The 21683-nt window shown below is 30.3% G+C and carries 9 protein-coding genes; 1 reads left to right on the top strand and 8 read right to left on the bottom strand.

The features are described from left to right. Positions 1-95: 95 nt before the first annotated feature. The 8 genes from MYF_RS03505 to MYF_RS00850 all read right to left on the bottom strand — a co-directional run bounded on the left by MYF_RS03505 (position 96) and on the right by MYF_RS00850 (position 18907). Complete coding sequence (locus tag MYF_RS03505; protein ID WP_039387531.1) at positions 96-4220, bottom strand: P110/LppT family adhesin N-terminal domain; 4125 nt, start codon at positions 4218-4220, stop codon at positions 96-98. 296 nt (positions 4221-4516) lie between these two features. Beyond that, entirely contained in the window at positions 4517-8794 is a 4278-nt protein-coding gene (locus MYF_RS00880) for an MGA_1079 family surface serine endopeptidase (RefSeq protein ID WP_002557996.1), read from the bottom strand. Between the two features lie 260 nt (positions 8795-9054). Then, positions 9055-10386 (bottom strand): hypothetical protein, encoded by a 1332-nt coding sequence (locus tag MYF_RS00875; protein WP_002557651.1) that lies wholly within the window; start codon positions 10384-10386, stop codon positions 9055-9057. A 135-nt stretch (positions 10387-10521) separates the two neighbouring features. Next, on the bottom strand, positions 10522-12849 hold the full coding sequence (locus MYF_RS00870) for an ATP-binding cassette domain-containing protein (protein ID WP_002557650.1): 2328 nt from the start codon (positions 12847-12849) through the stop codon (positions 10522-10524). After that, complete coding sequence (locus tag MYF_RS00865; protein ID WP_002557649.1) at positions 12849-13898, bottom strand: ABC transporter ATP-binding protein; 1050 nt, start codon at positions 13896-13898, stop codon at positions 12849-12851. The genes MYF_RS00870 and MYF_RS00865 overlap by 1 nt, the downstream gene beginning before the upstream one ends. Continuing rightward, positions 13898-15055, bottom strand: coding sequence for an ABC transporter permease (locus MYF_RS00860; RefSeq protein ID WP_002557648.1), 1158 nt, complete (start codon positions 15053-15055; stop codon positions 13898-13900). The genes MYF_RS00865 and MYF_RS00860 overlap by 1 nt, the downstream gene beginning before the upstream one ends. After that, positions 15033-16088, bottom strand: a complete 1056-nt coding sequence (locus MYF_RS00855) for an ABC transporter permease (protein ID WP_002557647.1) — start codon at positions 16086-16088, stop codon at positions 15033-15035. Before MYF_RS00855 ends, MYF_RS00860 begins: the two co-directional genes overlap by 23 nt. Then, a complete protein-coding gene (locus tag MYF_RS00850) occupies positions 16088-18907 on the bottom strand; it encodes an OppA family ABC transporter substrate-binding lipoprotein (RefSeq protein ID WP_002557646.1) in 2820 nt (939 codons plus the stop codon). Before MYF_RS00850 ends, MYF_RS00855 begins: the two co-directional genes overlap by 1 nt. A gap of 499 nt (positions 18908-19406) precedes the next feature. Between MYF_RS00850 and MYF_RS00840 the strand changes: the two genes are divergently transcribed. Next, complete coding sequence (locus MYF_RS00840; protein ID WP_201771013.1) at positions 19407-21587, top strand: putative immunoglobulin-blocking virulence protein; 2181 nt, start codon at positions 19407-19409, stop codon at positions 21585-21587. Positions 21588-21683: the final 96 nt, after the last annotated feature.

Raw genomic sequence — 21683 nt, 5'->3', positions numbered from 1 at the left:
TTATATATAATTTATCAAAAATTTAAAACTAACTATATAAAATAAATTTTATTTACAGATTGGTAATTTGCTTTTTTTCTTTTTTGCTTCCACTATTAATTTTTAAAGTCATTAAAATACTGTTCGATAAATGAATGTCGAATTTTAGTTTTTGCTTTTGGATCTTTTAATAGCCTATCATCTTTAAAGACGGCAAACGCCTTAAGGGTGATACCCGCGCGCTCACTTGGATTAGAACTAGAAGAGCTATCTTGATTTATTGTATCACCGATTTGCCCATAATCAAACCCTCGCCCAAAAATGTTGCCTAAATCTGGATCTAGTTGCTCTTTTTGGAGTTTTATTTCGGATTTTCACATTTTTAATTTCCCCTCAGTATTGTGCTGTTCAGGGATTATTGTAATAATTGCGGAAGTCTCATGGACTTCTAATTCAAGAATCCAAGTTTTTCCAAGGTAGTTCTCAAGTGATTCGCTATGCTCTGGATTAGTTTGGACTATTGTGAGTTTTTGTTGTTGGGCATCACTACCGGTTGTTGCTTTAGTTCCATCTTGTAAAATTGAAAAGGTAAGTGATTCATTAAGTTGTTTTTCATTAACTTTCGGTGGGAATACAAGCTCAAATTCGTTATTAACTGGTTTTGCTCCCATAACTTTTCAATTTAATTTTAATGTATTATACCCTTTATATTCAAGTTCAAGATTCGAAAGCCCGTAAGTTGAACTAGAATGCGCAGTTGTTGTTGATAATAATTTATAAGGATTTGATTTATTTTTAGTCAATCCTTTTTCTGGTTGGAAAACAAGATATAAAACACCCTTAGTTAATGTAGTTGTAGCAACATTCTGGCGCGATGCTACATACTCTTGTGGATTAGCCCTTTTATAATCATAAACTAAAGGAGAGTTTAACCTAAGCCCTTCAGTTGTTAGCAAGTTTTCATTACTTGGTAAACTAGTTTGGTTTTGGCTTACCTCATTTTTTTGTATTTGTAGTTTTTCGTCTTTAAAATACTGATCAAGTCTTTCTTTTAAAGCTTTCGCATCTGGGTCTGGATCTTTTCCATCTGTATTTGCAATATAAGAAACTTTTGTGTTATTAATTGATGTAATACTTGAAATATAAGTTTGATTTTTGTCGGTTTTTTTATACTCAAGCCCTGAACGCCCATCAAGGAAGATTTGGGGCGCGTAAGGCATTGTATTTGCAATGGCAATATTAGTTTTGTTTACCCCGTGTAATTGGAATTTGACAGCAGCTAGTTCATCATTTTCGCTATCGAAAACTTTAAATACAAAATTGTAATTGCGTTCTTGGGGAACATATTCACTTATAATTGCCAATTTTTGTCCCGCTTCGGTTTTAAAGGTTGAAAATAAATCAAGATACTTGACTAAATAGTCCCCAAAACCTAGCTTTTTGACCTCGACTGGTTTAGGAGAAGGGGCTGGTTTTGCTAGAGCCTGTGAAGAATTCGGGGCAGGAGAACTTGTTGTTGGTATATCTTCTTGAAAATTTCTAACTTTATTTTCTAAAGATGCTGTTTGCACTGATTTTTGCGCAGCTGCTGGTGCACTTTGGCTAGATTCTGAATTTGAATTACTATTTTCATTATTTGTTTGGTTAGCTTGTTTAGCTTGTTCTGTTTTATTTTCTGATTGTTCTGTTTTAGGTTTTTCTGATTGTTCTGTTTTAGGTTTTTCTGATTGTTCTGTTTTAGGTTTTTCTGGTTCAGATTTATTAGTTTCGCTTTTTGTTTCGTTTTCTTTGTCTTGTTTTGGAATTTCGATTTCAAGTTCTTGGCTTATTGGATTAAGCGCGTTTTTTAAATACTCTTTTGTCTGAGTTTTTTCTTGCTCTGATAAACTAAAATAGTTTTCAAGATTGGCTTTTTTAAAAATTTTATCCAAATCACTTTGGAATAAAAGATAAGAATTTTTTGTGCTTATTTCGGTTTTATGATAATTTTTAACCAATAATCTAGTTAGTTCTTGTTGGGCTTTTACTCCTTTGATATCAATTTCAATTGGATATACTCACTTTTTAAAAGCATAGGCTGAATAACGCAAATCAGCTTTAAAAATAGCATTAGTTTCTAAAGATGATTGCACAGCTTTACTAACTAAGAGTTTTTGCTGCGCTTGTTCATCAATTTTTTTCCCCTCTTTATCGTATTCGATATATTCAAGATGTTGGGGAACATCGATATAATCGCGATTTTCTTTCGGAATTTCTAATTTAAGATTTTGCCTTGTGCTAATTTCTAAATTAAGTGTTACTTTATCAGAATTAGAATTTGTGCTAGTTTCTGGAAGTGAGAAGCTAAATTGATAATTTTGGTATTCTGCAGTTTCTTTTTTTAAATCAAACCAGAAGGTGATATCACTAGGATAGATAAGTTTATCATTTTTATCTTTTGGAAGTGAATTATAATCTTTGCCATAGATATCAAAAAGTGTGACTAAATCTTTGTTAACTTGCTTATCTAAAAGTCTTGGCGCTTCTTTTTTAGGCTGGTTTTTCTCTTGGCTAGAAGTTGAACTTGTAGTTTCAGGCTTAGCTGCTACAGGTTTTGCAGCTTCAGGTTTGGCTGCTACAGGTTTGGTAGCCTCAGGTTTGGCAGCTACAGGTTTGGTAGCCTCAGGCTTAGCTGCTACAGGTTTTGTAGTCTCAGGTTTTGTAGTCTCAGGTTTTGCAGTTTCAGGTTTTGCAGCCTCAGTTTTGCTAATCTCAGGTTTTGGAGACGCTGGTTTTGCTTGCGCGGGTTTTTGGCTTTCTTCTTTTTCTTTAAAAAGTTTTTCCAAAAAACTTTTTTCAGTATCTAAACCGCTCGCACTATTGTTAGTTTCATTTCCAAGACCTTTTTCAAACTGCTTTTTGAATTCTGTTAATTTAGCGCCGGAAAAACTTGAAATTAAATCACTAATTTTTTTAGTTGGGTGTTTACGTAGATAATCTTGAACTTGAGGTTTTAAATTTAAGTAAGCACTTTGATTTTTAAGAACTTTTTTGGAAATGCTGTCTTTAATTTCGCCAATTGAACTAAGCCCATTAATTTGCAATTGCATTAATTTTTCTTGGCTATTATTATCTAATAATTTCACAGAAAGTTTAGCAGTCCCGGTTTCATCATTAACGTCTAATTTAACTAATGATTTTTGCGAAGCAACTGGTAATAAAATATAATTATTTGGGATTAAATTTTGAAGTCCCGATGCTGCAACTAATTTAAGACCGCCAAAAGCTTTTACTGTCTCAACAAGCGCTTTTGCAAGCATCTCATTAGAAACAACGAGTTTTTTGTTAGCTTGTTCTTCTTTTTTAGGGGCTGAGTCTTCTTTTTTAGGGGCTGAGTTTGCATTCTCAGGTTTTGGAACTAGCTTAGAATCTTGTTGATCTTTTGAACTTTTTTCCGCATTTTTTTCATTTTGATCTTTTGAACTTGAAGATGTCTCTCCGTTTTTCCCGTTGGTATTACTAGCATTATTGTTATCACTAGAACTTTCGCCTTCTTGTTGCTGGAACTGATTATTAAAATTAGTAAGCATACTTACTTTAACTGTTTTTGCTGGTGCAAAACTATCAGGCGAATTTTTTCGTAGATATTCTAAAAACTGATTTTGAAATTTAATAGAAAAAGCCGAAGGGAAAACCGCCTCGGTACCAAATTGAGTTTTTAGCAAATCTTTATCAAGTTCATAAGTTGAAGAATCAGCGAGAAAATTCTCAATAAAATCTTCTTTTTCAACACTACTAAAACCACTAAGTTCGGCATTAAAAGCGCGAGTTGCAATTTCTTTTTTTGTTTTAGCATCAAAAACAAAAACTGTTAAATTTTTGATTGCATTACCTTCGACTTTAGTAGCCTCATTTACTTGAATATCAAAAAATAAATGCGAAAATTTCTTATCAATTTTCGAAAAATCGACAGCTTGACTTAACCTAAAGGCATATAATGGGTCTTTATGTAATTTAAAGGCTTGCGAAGCAGAAATTTTTGCTCATTCATCTTTTAAAGCAAAATGGCTGACTACCCCGGCTAATTCAGCATCATTTATTGGCGGTTTTAATTCCGATTCTGATTTATCATTGTCAAATTGGGCAAGATAAGAAGAATTAAGCGCTGATCTTTGGATACCAATGCCAACACCAGCAGTTATTCCGATAAAGCTAAGGCCTGCTAAAACGATTAATGCTTTGTTGCGAATTTGTTTATTCATAATATCTAAAATTATACCTAAAAAGATTTAAAATTTTTTTTATTTTTATTTTTTTACTAAATTTAGTTTGTTTAATTTAAAATCAAAAACAAATTATAAATTATTTTTTCCAGTTTATTTAAATAATTTATCAGTTTTTTTGTTTGCGAAAAAAACAATAGCAAAAAAAACTAGTTTTTGCTAATCTTAAAATGTAGAAAAAGTTTTTGAAAACAGAATCAGAATATTAAATTTTCCTTTTATTTATTTAATTTAGTCATAAATTATTAAAGCTATGCTAAAAATAAAGTATATTTTTAGATAATTTTTTTGTAAAATCAAGGAACTGAATATTTAAATGGATGATTTAGTGCTTGTCTTAAAATCATATGACCAATTGAATTTTTAAAACTGATATTATCTAAAGGGTTTTCGTTTTCTCAGTTTATTCCCCAAAAGTTGTTATTTGGATTGTCAATATACGTATATCAGGCAAATAAACCTTTAACTCCGCCCGTTCAAGTTGCAATATAATCGCCATCACGAGACCAAACAGAAGTACCAGAACTACCAGGCCCAAATAACATTGGCGAATAATTTGGAAATTGGTAAATTTGTGAGCGGTAATGATTAGATTGCAAACCTCGACGGTTATTTACATACCCTGTTAAAAAACCTCAACCAGGAAAGCCAATATGGGCAAAAGGATTAAGCACTGGAACAATTTGAAAGTTTTTATCAGATGATTGATTTAGTTGGATTTTTGGCGAATTTATGATATTTTGATATTGATTAATTATATCTTCTTTGAAACTAATTTTCGCCTTTTTTAATGTATTTTCGAAATTAATATGCGAAAATTCAACATCGTAATGTCCATCAGATTTTTCCCCATTTTTGTTTATAAAATCAAAAGTTGATTTGTTATACTCTAAATTGCTTTTGCGGTTATTACCAATATAGATTAATTTTGGATTTTCGCCTGGAAATGCTAATGAAGTATTTTGATTGTCACGATACCCTTTAAAAAGATAGTTATCATCACCTGAATTATATTTATTTAATGGTAAAGAAAAACTTCGTGGTTTTATTGGCTTTGGCTCAAGTTCTTGATTTGGATAAACGCCATTTTCATTTGCTTCAATATTGCTTGCTTCCTTTGCATTATGTCAGTTAGTTATATAATATAAATTTAAATCGCTTGGATCATCATTTATTTTACCTAAAAACCCCGCTGAAGCGCGAATTCCGGCTCAAAGATCATATTTTGCACTATTATCTCGCGCACGATTTATCAGATCTCAGTCGCGATTAGTTGTTCCTCATTCATCGCGGATTCATTGAACATCAGGAATATAACCATCATTATGTTTTCAGTAAACGTTTTGATTTGGATTATATATCTTTTTTGCATAGTAACTTGCATCATTATAAAGAAGATAAACCTGACCTGAAGGTGCTGTGCTAACTTTGTTATAATCATATAAATTAGTTTTTCCAAGGCCAAAATCACCTTCATTTTGAATGGTATTTTTATATTCCATTTGGATTTTCAAAGGCGCATACGGAATTATAATTGCGCGATTAAGATCGAATTTTTCGCCATTTTTTGGGTATTGGCCAAAGCCATAACCTAATTTGATTTTATAAGGGCCAAAGCTTTTGAAACTAAAATCGATTCCTTGTTTTGCAAAATTATACTCGGCTTTAAAAACATAATCAATTGATATTGCTTTGCTATCAACATTTTCTTGGAATTTGCCGCGATAAATAAAAGGGGATGATAATAATTTATCAAAATCAATTAAAAAATTAAGGTTGGGACTTGCTTTTTGAATTTCACTTGCTTTTTTTTCTTGACCAAATAAAAGGATGTCTGCATACATTTTAATATCAAGTTTTCTTGCTCTAGCTGTTTTTGTTAAAAATGTGTGTTTGATATACTTATTTTCCATGTGCCAAGTTGCAAGATTTGGATTTTGCAAATTCCATTCGGCTTCTTCAATATAAGGTTCTAATTCACGGCTTCTTCAAATCTCATTTTCATAATAAATAGTGGCTAATTTATTGCTATCCCAAGTAAGTTTTTCTTGTTTTGCATTTTCTGTTGGCTTGAAACCTTTTATTAGATATCAATTTTTTCCGGTTTTTCAAAGTTTGTCATAATTTTGCACTTTAAAGCGGATAAAAGCGGTATCTTTTCCATATTCTTTGATTTCAGCGATTTTAAAATAACTTTTTACTAATTTAAAATTTTTATACTCGATAAAATTCTCATCAATTTTTAATTCAAGATTTTCTTTTGTGTTGATAAGATAAATTGCTTTTAAAAGATCATGGGAATTTTGTTGTCTTTGTGAATTTTCAAGTTCGCGCTTTCACTCAGCAACAGTTTTTGTCGCTAATAAATTTTTATCAAGACCAATATTTTTACTTGTTAGATTATTTAACATGATTTCCGGGTATAAATTCTGTTCATAGTCACTAACAACATTATGAATTAGAAATCTTTTTAAAGGCGTATACCTTTTTTTTGGATCATTATTTAAAACAAACCCTAAACGGAAAGAAATGGAACTAGTATCATTTTCTTGTCTAATATCATAAAAATAATAAAAAGTTTTTTGGATTAATAAATCATTATCAGCACTCGAAAAAGAAGTGACATTTTGCGGTAAATATTTTTTATCACGAGGAATATAATACCCTTGTGGATAAACATAATGGGCAATCTTTTTTTCAATTGGCGTTTTTTTATCTTGGTTTTTTATTAGTTTTAAAAAATAATTAGTTTTAATTTGCGCGTTTTGTGCTAGTAATTCCTTTGGGTTTAAATTTCGGTACATTCTTTCATCGCGAGTTATAATAAATTGTCCTTTTTGATCAATACCTTTATTTTCAACTACTTGGCCCAGAACATAGCGAAAATCAATATCTGCTTCATTTAATTTATCAATTTCAGTTTTCAAGTTAGAATCAATTTGTTCAAAATCTATAAAATCGCTTTGAGTGAGAATATCTCCTTTTTTTGGTTTTATAAAATCATAATATTGATAACGTTTAAAATGCTCCATTTTATATAAAAAAGATTCTTCTGATTGTAAAAACTCTCAAGTATTTGTCGCTTTTTTAAACTCTTGGATGGCTCATTTTATGCTAGCAACCCCGCCTTTTATATCTCCGCCATCTTTTGCTTCAATTAGCGTCTTTGGTGCCAGGCGATATTTTCCAAAAGTCGGCAAATCATAAAGTTTTGGGAATTTTTCAAGAATTTCATCAGGATAAATATCTTGGTGCGAAATTTTGGCTTCTTTTTTTGGGAACAAATTAGCCAAAATTTCTTCATAAGATGCGAGCACTCTTCTTGCTTCTTTTAGATCAATTTTGTCAATTTCGTTTTCTAGATGTTCATTTTCTAAAAAGGAAAAAGGGTATGCACTCGCGAATTTCTTTTTAAAAATTAGGTTTTTATTAAATAAAAATTCTACTTCGGCAACTAATTTGTTATTTTCAAATTTGGGTGTTTCACTAATTTTGTATTCAAAAAAATCCTGAATATACTTTTTCTTTCGTAAGATAATTTCCTTGTTTTGATCAGCGTATAATTTTAAACCAATAACATTGTTGGCTTTATTTTTATCAAAATTTTTGTTAAATTCGGTAAAAGAAACTCTTGAAAGTAAATAATAATTAATATCAAATAAGCTATCGAGTGAATCAAGTTTTTTGATTTGGTTGATTTTATCATCAACATTATTTTTAAGTCCGGTAATTTTTAGTTCTCTGATACAGCTTAATTTTGGATTATAACTATGGCTGATTTTATAACTGATAATTGATACTGTTTTTGTACTGTCCCATTTTATATTTTCAATTTCATAGATTAGTTGCTCAGTATTTAAATTCTTTAACATAATTGGCGCTGATTGATAATTAAGTGAGGCAACATTCATAAATCTTTCAAGATCTAATTTTTTCCATTTTTGCTTATTTTCTTGTTCAATCCGGTTAGAATCAAAACTTGCATCAACAAGCTCTTTAAATGCTTGGTTTACGGTTTTTGTATCATTTTTTGATTTTTGTCAGATATTAATCTCATCAAAAAATGTATCTAAAGTTGCAAAATCGAAAACTTTATCGGTAATAATGTCTTTGTTTTTAGCTAATAAATTATAAAAACGAAAGGCTTTATCACCACCATATTGATTTTGCAAAATTTCCGCTTTGATTTTTGAAATTTGCTCTAAAGCAGATTCTGCTTTTTGGAATAAAGCTTCGATTTCCACTTTTTTTCGTTCAAATTCAAAATCAGAACTAATTTTATTATTTTCGGTAAGTAAGTCAAATTTGATTAAATCACTTATATAATTGCTATTAGAAATAGTTTTGTTTAGACTTTGAATTTTTTTATCTAACCCTTGAGATAACAAAATAATTTGTTGAAAATTAGAATTTAGCAAGACTTTTTGGTTATTTTCAAATTCGTTTTTAGCTATAAAACTAGAACTTTGCGAACTTGCGGCAATTATTATTACTGTTAATGGGAGTGATAAAATACCTAATGAAAAAAAGATATATTTATGCTTTTTTTTCATAATCACTCCTTTTTAAAAAGATGATTTCACTTTTTTGGACTTCACTTTTAAAAGTTTATTAAAAATTCTGATTTTTATTACCGAAAATCAATTTCAAGCGGGTAGGTTTTTATAAATTAATTTCAGATATTAAAATTGTAACAAATGAATGTTAAAATCCATCTAAATAGCAAAAGTTCCGGTTTTTAGCAAACTTTTAAAATAAAAAAACTCCATTTTTATGGAGTTTTTTTATTTTTGCTAATCTAGATGCAAAATCGCTATTGTTTTTCTTTTGTTGCTGCTTTTTTAAACTCTTCATATTTTGCACTAAGCGCTGAAACACGAGGTTGGATAAATGTTTCTAAATCTTGTAACAATGTGTCTTTTGATTTTTCCGGAACTGAAACAATATCACTAATCTTGGCATTAATTTCTTCTAGTTCATCTTTTATTTCTTGCAGTTTTGGGTCGGCATAATCATAACTATTTTGCAGTTTAGGCGAAATTTCAATATAAATATCAAATACTTTTTTCTTTTCTTCGCGGATTAATTTTAGCGCTGATTCAATTCCATAATTATTTTGCGGATTTTCTTTTTCAATTGTGTTTCGCGCTTCATTAAATGCGCCATTAATAGTTCCTTCTTTAATTGAAAGTATATGACTAAAAGCTCCAATATCCGCATTTTCTGATAAATTTTTAAAGTCTAGATCAAAAAAACCAGGTTGTTTATTAATTTTTTTAGTTCACTCACTCACTGTTGCAAAACGGTGTGATTTAGTAACTGCTAAATTTGATAGATAATTTAGAATATTTTTAGCACTAGTAGAAAATCGCTCGATTTTCCCAAGATTAAAAAATTTCGGATGCTTAGATCTAGTTAAGTATAAATCTAAATTGATTTCTTGATTATCTTTTTGATAAACAAGTGTAATTTTATTATAAGCTTCTTGGTTTATATCAGCTAATTTTGCATCTTCGCCTTGTTTTAGTATATATTCTTTTTCTTTTCATTTTATTTTAAAAGGAACAAAATCTTTAAGGTTTTTTTCTCCTGGCTGAACTAATAAATCTAAATAAGGGCTTTTCTCCCCTGAAGCTTCCAGAACTGTTTTTTCTTTGTCAGTAATTTTTTGCGCCTGATCAAGATCGACAGTAAGTAATTCAATATTATTGATATCATCTAATTCTGGTAATTTCGGGTTTGGAGGTATAGAAGTATCATCAGCAAGATCGGCTTGATTTACTTTGTAGGATAATGGCTTTTCAAATAATCACTCTTTTTCTGAGTTATTCTCATCGTAGACTAGCCCTTTAATTTCGTAGGTTTTATTTTCTTGTAATTTAACTTTGATATCAAATTGAGCATTTGCGCTATCGTATTTTTGCTCTCTTAGATTTAATCTAAAACTATCAACAATAACTGATTTAAATTTTATGTCAGCCGGAAAATTTTTTCCATTTTTTACTTTAAAAATTAACTGTTTTGTACTAGGGTCATAACCTAATAAATCAGAAGTAGCTGCTCCTGTACAATTTATAGATAAAAGTAAGGGTATTTGGATAATCAAAGAACCAGCAGCGGCAAATGATAAATATTTTCTTTTCACTGAAATTCCTTTCTCATTATAAAAATTATAAATTATTTTATTAAAAATTAAACAAAAACTTAAAAATATATAGAAAATTTTCTTTTTTGCTTATTGTTATTTTCTTTAAAATTCACCTTGATCAAGTTTTAACAATTAATCTTTTATAACTCAAGTTTCTAACTGAGCTTTAGTTCCATAGACAAAATGATTTTGACTAATTTTAAATTCTTCAATAATATTAGGATATTTTTGCTCTTCTAAATACTTATTATTAAACAAAATTGGGGCAAAAGGGATATGTGCATTAGAAATTTTTGGGACTGAATTTAACAAATTAATTGTATAAGGATGGATTGGATTTTGAAAAATTGCGCTTGTTTCACCCTTTTCAACAATTTTTCCCGCATGCATAATTAAAACCTCATCAGCAATATATTCAACAACTGATAAATCATGGGCGATAAAAATTAATGACAGATTTTTTGCTTTTACTAATTTTTTAAGTAAATTAATAATTTGCGCTTGGATTGAAATATCAAGAGATGCAATTGGTTCATCTGCAATAATAACTTTGGGTTCAACAATTAAAGCCCGTGCAATCGCTATTCTTTGTCTTTGACCGCCGGAAAACTCATGAGGATAGCGGTAGGCAAATGAACGTAAAAGCCCTACATTTTCAAGTGCTTCATAGATCAATTCGCTTAAGACAAATTTGCGAATTGATTTTTTTAAAAGGAAAAACAATGGTAATTTTTTCATTCCATAAAAAAGCTGAATATTTTTATAAACACGCATAAGATTGTGTTTTTCAATTTCCAAAGAATTAATAACCGCTATTTTTTCCAAAAAACGGCTTTTTAAAAGGTTGATTTGAATCCTAAATTCGTGTTTGTGAGCAAGTTTTGAAATAAAATCTTGGTGAAATTGGTTAATTGTTTTATTATACGAGCTAATTTTTGCAAGCAGTTTTTGATATTTTCCCGTTTCTAATTCAATTTTTTGTTTTTGCTTGTTTTTTCATCAGTTATATTCTTCGATAAAATTGCTTTTTATTTTATCATAAATCAGTTTTTTTTCGCGGAATTTTTCTTCTAATTCTTGCATTTTTTGCTGATTTTCGCTGTCTGAAGAACCTCTTTTTTTATTGTAGGCATATTTATATTTAAATTCGAGAAATTTTGTTTTAAAATTGACTTTTTTTTCAAAAACTTTTTTTTTGCTTTTTGCAACTTCTAAAAGTTCGGCAATATTAAGTGTGAAAAGTTCGGCACGAATTTGAAATTTAAATTGACTTGTGGTAATATAATTTTTTTCATTTTTTTTATCAAAAGTCAATTTTTTATACTTTTCTGTTTGAATTTTTTTGAAATTAACCATTATTTCAGCCAATTTTTCAATTTCTCTTATTTCTAGAAATGAAAAAAGGTTTTTCTGGAACAAAAAAGGATTTCTATTATTTAAAAACTTGGCAATTTCTTGATTAATTATTGCCTGTTTTTTAAAAAATGAATAATTTTCAAGGTCGCAAGATGCTAACGCCTTATTTTTGGCAATTTTATATTCATAATTAAATTCGGAAATATAAGACAAAACTAAATTGTTTTGGTTTATAAATTTTTTTTCCGCTTCTTGGGACTCTTTTTTTAGATTAAGTCCAGTTTCATTCAAAGTTTTTATAAAAAAAGCTTTTTCTTTTTTTATTTTTGCTACAAGATCATCAAGTTCTTTTTTAGCAGCACGGTATTCAAATTCAATTTTAGCTTGTTCTTTTTTCCGATAGATTTTCTGAACCTCATAAAAATAATCATATAATTTAGCTACATTTTCATAAGCTAAATTATATGAACTTGCAAAAAGTTTTTGTTTTTTTTCAAAATAAAGTAAATATTTACTAAAAAATTCAAAAATATTATCGTGATTAAAATTTTCAACTGAAAATTGCGATATTTCAGTTTTAATTTTAGCTATCTGGTCATCCCAAAAAATAATAAATTCTTGAAATTGCAAATTTCTTTTTTCCAAAATTTCAAGTTCAATTTCAAGATATTTTCTCTCAAGTGTTCGCTCAAAGTGAAAAATTACCTCTTTTCAATCAGCGAAAATATCGTCGATTTTTGCTTTAATAATTCCATTAATTACAAGCGTTTCTTTCAAAATTGCGTAAATATTTTTTTGTTTGTTAAATGAAGAAAAAGGGTCTTGGAAAATCATTTGCATATTTTTGCGCAAAAAAAGATTCTGTTTTTTTGTAAGTTTTTTTCCGGATATCACCTCATTTAAGAGCAAAACTTGCCCGCCAAAATTTTCATATAACCTAACAAGGCAACGGCCAATTGAAGTTTTTCCTGAGCCAGACTCACCAATAATTCCTAAAACCTGGCCTTTTTTTAATAAAATATCGATTCTATCCACGGCCTTGATAGTACCAAATTTGTTAGTAAAATATTTTTCTAATTTTTTCGTTTGTAAAGCAATTTCCATTATAACACTTCTTTAAATGAATTAATTCTCGTTTTTAGCTCTTGATTTAGCTCAACTTTTGGGGCATTAGGATGTAATAATCAAGTTGCAGCAGCATGAGTATCAGAGATTGGAATCAGTGGTGGTTCTTTTTCAAAATCAAGCCCAAGAGCAAATTCATTCCGTGGTGCGAAAGGATCGCCGGTAACTAAATTTCTAAGATCTGGAGGAGAACCACTAATTGTATATAGTTCCTTATTTTTGGTTCCTTCAGGAATTGCTGAGATTAAAGCTCATGTATAAGGATGGCGCGGGTCTTTAAAAATATCATGCCGCGTTCCTTTTTCAACAACTCTACCTGCATAAATAACATAAATATAATCACAAAATTTCGCAACAATTGAAATATTGTGCGAGATAAAAATAATTGCAATTTTGTATTTGTGTCTAATTTCATCTAAAAGTGCTAAAACTGAAGATTGTACAGTCGGATCAAGTGCTGTTGTTGGCTCATCAGCAATGATAATTGCAGGTTGCGCAGCGATTACCATCGCAATTACAACTCGCTGTTTTTGGCCGCCAGATAAAGTATGGGGATAAGAATCAAAACGGTTTTTTGCATTTTCAAAACCAAAAGATTCAAGTAAACTAATTAAAAATTCCCTTTTTTCTTTTTTAGTTTTAAATCGAGGATCATTTTTAATTCCATCTAATAATTGTTTACCAATTGTTCTTGTCGGGTTTAATGCAACAAGTGGGTCTTGCGGAATATAACCAATTTTATGACCGCGAATTTGCTGTCATTGATAGTCCTTTTTAAAATTTTTAACATCAATTCCGTCAATTACCATTTTATCTGCGCTTGTTTTGGCAAAATTATTAATTCCTAAAAGCGCTTTTGAACAAACAGATTTACCAGACCCAGACTCGCCAACAAAGGCAACTATTTGCCCTGAATAAACACTTAAATCAATCCCTCTGATAATTTCAAGATATTCTTGTTTCCCAATTTTGAAACTAATATGAAGACCTTTTACATCCAAAATCTTCTTTTTTTTATAATTTTCCATTATTTTCTGCCTCCTATACGTGGGTCAAGTGCATCATGAATTCCGTTTGCAATAAAGCGACTTGTAACTGCAAGAATTACCAAAATTATTGAAGGAAGTAAAAGTGCCATTGGATTTTTATCTGCAAGTGAAACGGATGAATTAATAATTAACCCTAAATTAGCGCTAGAATCTGGCGCTTCTTTTAAAAATCCTAAAAAAGCCAGTGAGGCAATTGTTGTAATTGATCCAAAAATACTTGCAACAAATATTGAAAGTAGTTTACCAAAAATATTTGGCAGAATATGACAGTAAATTTGGCGTAATTTTGAAGCGCCAATCACTTTTGCAGCATAGACATATTCTTCATCTTTTACCATAATTGTATACAATCTTGCCTGATATGTTGGCATTGTTCAGCCAGTTAGCGAAAGGAGAATAATAATTGTAATTGTATAAGGCCCCCAAATTGCAATAAAAATGATAAAAATTATAATTCAAGGAATTGATCCAAAAATGTCGATAATTCGCAAAACAATATTATCAATTCAAGTGCCAATATGAAAACCTAAATAAGTGCCTAAAACAATCCCAATTAAAAATTGAATCAGCGCAATTATTAGCGAAATTGCAAGCGCATGCAAAGTTCCTTGTCAAGTTCGCAGTCAAATATCACGGCCGTATTGGTCTGTGCCAACAAGGGCAATAATTTTCTTCCCATTTTCTAATACACTCATAATTTCATAAGGATTTATCCGAATTTCTCAACGATTTGGAAATAATTCAACTGTCTCACCTTGAATTAGTTTGACATTATGATCAACTTCAATTGCCCTAATTTTGTCAAGAATATCAGATGAAACTGTAGTTTTAATAGCCCCCAAACTACTTGGAAGTTGTTCATAGACAAGTGAAGGATCGGCATTAGAAATTGGTTTTGTTGCCTCATAAGGGCTAAAAATGATTGTAAAAATTGCAATTAGTAAAATAATTATAAATAAAATTGTTGAGATAAGTGAAATTGGCGATTTGAAAAATTTTTGGATTGCATCTTTTCAAAATTCAACGGTTTTTCCCATTGCCTGGTAGTTTTTTTCTTGAAAACTTGCCGGTTTTAATAGACTAATTTGCTCTTTTCGCAGATTATATTTTTGATTAAACTCTTTTGGATCCAACATTTTCATCTCCCTTTTTTGGATAATTGCGCAATTTTCAGTTTTTGATTTTGTTTCAGTAATTTGTTGGTATATCCTGACCAAAACTGATTCTTGGATCCATAAAAACATAGGATAAATCACCAATAATATCGACAATTAATGAAAGCGAGGTAAAAAAAATAATTGAAAACATTGAAATATTAACCTCGCCTTCAAAAGCAGCTGTAACTAAAATTGATGAAGAACCAGGAATACGGAAAAATTGTTCTAAGACAATTGAACCTGATAATAAAATTATATAAGAAAAAATCAGTGAGCGAACAAGCGGAATTGAAGCGTTTTTAAGGACATATTTAAAAAAAATATCAGATTTTGAAAGCCCTTTTGCTTTGGCAATAAGAATATATTCTGATGATAAAACACTCACAATTTGGTTTCTGACAAGAAAAACATAACCGGCAATTGAAGTAATACTAAATACAAAAATTGGCGGAATCAGCGAGGCAAATGATGTTCAAAATCCATAAGTTGTTGCATCTTTGAATTCAAAAGGAAGACCAATTTTAATTGCAATTAATACAACAAAAGGCGCAAGCACAAACGAAGGAACCGCCACAAAAAAAGTAGAAATTCCGGTAATCGCTGCATCTTCTAAGCGCCCACGGCGATATGCAGCGATTGTTCCAAGTATTATCCCAATTAGCGCACTAATAAAAAAAGAAGGAAGGGAAACAAGAATTGTATAACGTAAAGGCCCAAAAAATAAATTGGGAATTTCGCCATCTTGACCGGTTTTATAAATAGTTCCAAAATTACCTTGAAAAATATCAGCGGTATAATATGCAAGACGGATAATTGCCGGTTTATCAAAATAATATTTAGCACGTAAATCAGCGAGTTTTTTTGCTTGATCAACACCTTTTGAGCTAGATTCTAATAAATCACTAAATGGATCAGGTGAAAAACTAGCTAGTAAAATAAAGACAATTATATAAATTGCCAAAAAAGTCAGAAATGCTAAAAAAACCCGTTTAAAAAAGTATCTTAACACCATTATTTTTCTCCTTTTTCCTGATTTTTTTTGAGTTTTTCCCTTAGTGGTTTTATAAAAATCATATCAGGTGGGACATATTCATCATAAGTATCACTAGCTTGCGGACTTTCAATATTGGGGTTTTGAAGAAATGCATATGGTGTTGAAGAAGAAACGCTAAGAAGGTCATTTAGTCCAAAACCTAAAAGTGAACTAAGTTCAGAAGATAGCAAAATTAGCTCCTGATCGCTATTATCTTCTTGGAAAATCAAATTAAAAACTGCTGATTCAGCTAGAAAATCAAAAATAATTTCTTCTTGATTTTCAAGTTTTTGCTCGTTTAGAACATCGACAAAACTTTTCCAGGTTTTGATTTTTTTCCCCGGGTTTTGCGGATCTTCATTTTCAACTACGCTACCAATAATAAAATTAATTAAATCAGGAGCTAAATGTTGATCATCGGCGCCATAATCTGGGGAATTTGTAGCATCTTTTCAGTCTTCAAATTTACGAATATAACCTTTTTTGGCAAATTTATCAAAATATTTCTTCGTTTCAAGTGCATATTTAAAAACATGAGGATAAGATTTGGCAATTTCCGAGTTTGCACCTTTTGCATAAATTGCTGATAAAATCGCATAGCCAACACCATTTTTTTGAATTTTACCATCAAAGACAGTGCCAATTCCGTTATAATCATAATTTCAACCACCATAGTCAAGACCGCCAGTTCGCGTATAAAGGTAATTTGTTCTTCTTGCAAGGTCAGTAATTGGCCAGATTCTGTTAATTTTTAGTCTTGGATCTAAACTTTCAATTGCATCAGCGGCATTATTTATCGCACTAATTACCTGATCTGGAGTGTTTGTATAGAAACTATGACTAGTTCATTCAACTTTTTCATCTTTTGTGAGTTTATTATCTTGCCAAAATTTATCCAGTAATTTTTTCATTCTATCTTTAAGAAGGGCAAAATTTGGTGCTTGGAACTGTTTTTTTGCATCATTTACATTCGCAAAATTTTGTTGCTTTTCGGATTCTGCATCTTTTTCATAATAAATTTTTCCTTGAGAATCCACTAATTTAATTGTATTTGCAAATTTATAAAAATCACGTGGTGTTTTTGAATTTGGTTTTGAGCTAATTTTATTATCAGGAGCAACAAAATTATATCAAGCAAGTGATTGACTTTGCATTGTTTGCGCGGTTGTATACAAATTATAGGCATTTGCGATTATCTGGCGAAATTCAAGACTAGGGCCTGAAATCAAATTATCAATAATTTTTGCCTTTCCAACTGCAATATCCTGTAAGGAAACCCCATAGTTTAATTTGGCAAAATTATCGTTAAATCCATAGTATTTTTCATCAAAACTAACCCCCGTTTCCGGACGAAATTTTTGTTTTAATGAGCCAGGCACAAGAACTGAATAGTATCATTTATGCAAGCTGTTTTTTGTCTCTTGACGATTAAGATTTCAGCCATATTTTTTTTGATTGCTAGCGACAAGGTTTTTTTGTGATTCGCTAAGGGAATCAAAACTAACACCCATAATTGTCTGTTCGCGATAAGAATTAAATTGGGAATTTTTAAATGCTGATGGGCTTGCATATTTTGAATAAAGCCAGTTTATCTTTTTAAAAGTATATGGCAAATTTTCTTTTCAATTAGTGCGCGGATAGTATTCATTTATTTTCCATGTTCGTTTTTGTTGGTTAAAAACTGTTTGGGTATAAGGCGAATTATATAATAAATCTTTTTTAAAATCCTCACCATACCAATAAGCGCCAAATCGAAGAGCATCACCACTTTCACCAAAGCGTCCAACTAATTTCCCATCTTCCTTCTGTTTTTTTGTAATTTCCTTATTTCTTTTATCGATAAAATCAGCAGGAACAGGACGTAACATCCCCGTAAGAATAATTTTTTCAAAAAAATTGTTGAAAAAAACTTTCTCTTTTGTTACTCCTTTTTGAAAACTTAATGCTTTTTTTCCTTTAAAGTCAGCTAAAGAACCTTTATATTCTTGAATATATTTTGCTTCATTATCAAAATCAAGAGGGTCAAGGCCAAAAAGTTCAAGGAGATAAAAATTACCAATTGTATTAACAAAATAATCTGATTTTGGATCAAAATTAGGAATTTTTTCTTGAGCAATTTTGTCAATTTCAAAACCGCCTCCAAAACGAACGCGGTATTTTTGTTCTGAGAGCCTCTGAGTACGAAAACCGTAAAAATAATCGCGCGGTTTTAGATAAAATCCCGTCGGGAGTCCTTGATAATTAACTCAATTAATATTATTTTTTAGGAAAATTTGGACTTTTTTAGCATTCTCAAGTGCTTGGGCGAAAAATTCTGAATTAATTGAATTTTTCTGCTCAGATTTTAGTTTTATAACCAATAGATTAGTTTTCTCGCCTTGTTTTAAATAACCTTTTTCGTGAGCATCGCTATCAAAAAGCTCTTCTTTACCGTCATTTTTGGTAACTAAAATTGCTTTGGCATTAACAAAAGCATTTCAACTATAACTTGGTTGGCTAATTTCATAATTATAAGTTTTATCTAATTTGTCTTTATTTTCTTTTAAAATTCCATTTTTGGTAATTTTAAGCGCGTTTTCATAGACTGTTTGAATCAAATAAGAGTTAGTTAAATAATCATCAAGTCTTGAAGGTGATGTAAAAGTGTTTGAAAAAACCTTAAAAGCGCCAGGTGAGGAAGTTGGTGCATTAATGTTAGTATTAAACTCCTGCCGCTCTCAGGCAGGCTGAATCGCGCAAGATAAAAAACTAATTCCCGAAAAAATGCTTAAAACTGAACCAACAAATATTTTTTTCACTTTACCCCCTTTTTTATAATAATTTTTTTTAATTTTAATAAAATCAAAAACTACTATTTTTTACAATAGTAGTTTTTGATTTTAAGATTGTTAATTTTATTAAATAAAGTCAAAAACTACTATGTAAAACAAAGGAAAAAAATGCCATTACGTTTGCAAGTAATGTTTTTCTTCGCCTTATTTTTAAAAGTAATTTTTGTTTGCATGGTTTTTACCTGAAAAATATTATACCATTTTTTAAAAAAATAACAAAATTTTCCAAAAAATTTTTAGTTTCTTATTTGGATATTTAGAATTTTAAGATATAATTATCATTAACAAAAATTGGAAAGTTTTTTAATTAATTTCCTCTCTTATTTTTGACTTTTTTATTAATATTAGATTAGAGGGCGCTTATGGTTTTATATCTTTCAAAACGTAAAAAAATGATTGTTGGCGGTAGTGCCGCTTTTTTTGCGCTTGGGATTTCTTTTTCGATTAGTGAAAACTTGTATAATCATTATTATTCAAGTCCTTTGCTAATTACCTATTCTCAAGCAAGCCCATCAACAATTGCCAAAAATCGCCCAAATCAAACCGGGTTTTCACCGGTGACAAACGCAAAATTTATCCCTATCCCTTTAAAAGAAGCCGAACTAAAAAAAAAAAAAAAAAAACAATTCCTGAAATCCCAATCCCAAAAGTTGAAAAAGAAATTATAATTTCTAAGCCCGTAGAAAAAATCGAGCCAAAAGTTGAAAAAGAAATTATAATTTCTAAGCCCGTAGAAAAAATCGAGCCAAAAGTTGAAATAATCGAAGAACCCGAGGCCCCAATTGAAACGCCTGTTCCAGTCCCAATCCCGGCAGAACCGATTAAAAAAGTAGTTTCTCCTTCTTATTCTTATAGCGAACCTCAAAATATTGAAAAACAACCAGAAATTACAACAAAAACGAAACTAACCCCGTCTTTTGGCCAAATTGAATCAGCAAAAGCAAATTGAAAAATTGCAATTAAAAATCAAATTACCATAACAGAGACAAATATCCGCAAACATGATGAGAAAATTGCCGAATACGAACGACAAATAAGAGAAGATTATGATATTTTTTATAAGGGAAAAATTTCAAAAGAGAGTTTTGAAGAGTCAGTAAGATACCAAATTTGAGTTGAAAACAATTATAAAAAACGCGAACAAGATTATCTACAAATTTTAAAAGAAGATCAGATCCGTGGCCCACAATTTAGCGCATCAGATCTTAAATTAATCGAACGAGGTATGACTGTTTCAAAAGAAAACCATCATATCTGAAATTTTGTAAATCCTGATGATAATCCTGTGATTGGAAAAAATGGAACTTATCGGAAACGAAATGAGCGACGCGTTCTTAATACACCAGGATGAACCCCAAGAAGTCCTTTTGGAATCGCTAATCAAGAATTTGAAGGTTGAACCAAAAGTGATATTAGTCAAGAATTCCAAAGTGAAATTAACGAAATTCTAGGGCCTAATCAAAACTCTGATTCAATTAAAATTTATAAATATACCCCAAATGATCAAAATCCAAACAAATCTTCAAAATCAGAAATTAAAGCTGTTTCCCTTGATGCAAATGATGAAAATGCCTTTAATAAATTTCAGGAATTTCTAAAAAAAACAGCAGGTAAAAAAATTGATGCTGTTGTCCTTAAAAATGTTGGCTCAACAAAACAAGGCCAAAATATTTCGCAGATTCTTGCAGCTCTTCCAGAAAATGTCCAAAAACTTACTTTGTTTTTAGATGACCAAAAAGCAATTAACGGCCTTTATACACTTCGGGGCAAAAAATTAAAAGAACTTGAACTATATTCAAATACAAAACCAATCGATGATTATTGAGCGATTAACCCGAATGCTGTTGCTGATGTTGATTATATAAGTTTTGATTATAATAATCCGGCAAGTTATCATAAAAATACGCCAGATGAAAAAATTCCGGGATCAATTATTTTTGACACGCTCAGGTGGGACAAAAACGATTCAGAGCAAACAATAACCGAAGGTTTAAGGATTGCTTTTGGGTCGAAAATCTATGAAAGGCCGTTCCAAGGACGCTACGGTGGGAAAGGTGGTTATCCTACAAATCTTGATTTTTCCGATACTAATATCAAAACAATTAAAAATCTTAAATTTGATGAAATTGACAACCTTTTTAACGAAAATCTGCAAAATTGAAAAGAAGATAAATATGCCCAAGAAGATTATCATGGTTTTAAAAAGTTAAAATTTGTCTACCTTTATTTTGGCATAGATCAAAATTCAACGCAAAACTTAGCAAATTCGCAAACTAATAAATCATTTTCAGCTTCAGTTTCTGATTTTGAAGGCGCTCAATATACAGAAAGATTAAGTGGAATTCAAGATCCTTTTGTTCCCCCAGCAGCGGTAATTTACTTTAGAGAAAATGGCCAAAGTCAACAAAACGTTGTCTTTAATTTAACGGGAACTCCTTCTGAGGATGCAAAAAAACAATTAAAAGCCTTTGTTGAAGCAACAAATCGTGGTTATCCATTTGCCAAAATTGTTGTTGACTCTGAAGAGATTAAACAAGAACTAATAAAATACTACCAAGAAAATGCAAACCCAGAAAAAAGAAAACGCAGTCAAGGCAAATTTGCCGAGCGTGAACTCGAAGTAAAAAATTCAACTAGTAGTAAATAGGCCAAAATTTTAGCATTAACTTTTAAAACCTCTAAATTATGTTATAAAAATTTGAAAAATTCTGTTTGGGTTTTTCTTCATTTTATATGAAAATAT

The organism is Mesomycoplasma flocculare ATCC 27399, assembly GCF_000815065.1.
Lineage (GTDB): Bacteria > Bacillota_I > Bacilli_A > Mycoplasmatales > Metamycoplasmataceae > Mesomycoplasma > Mesomycoplasma flocculare.
The sequence above is the reverse complement of the archived record's forward strand: the minus strand, read 5'-3'. Positions and strand labels throughout refer to the sequence as shown.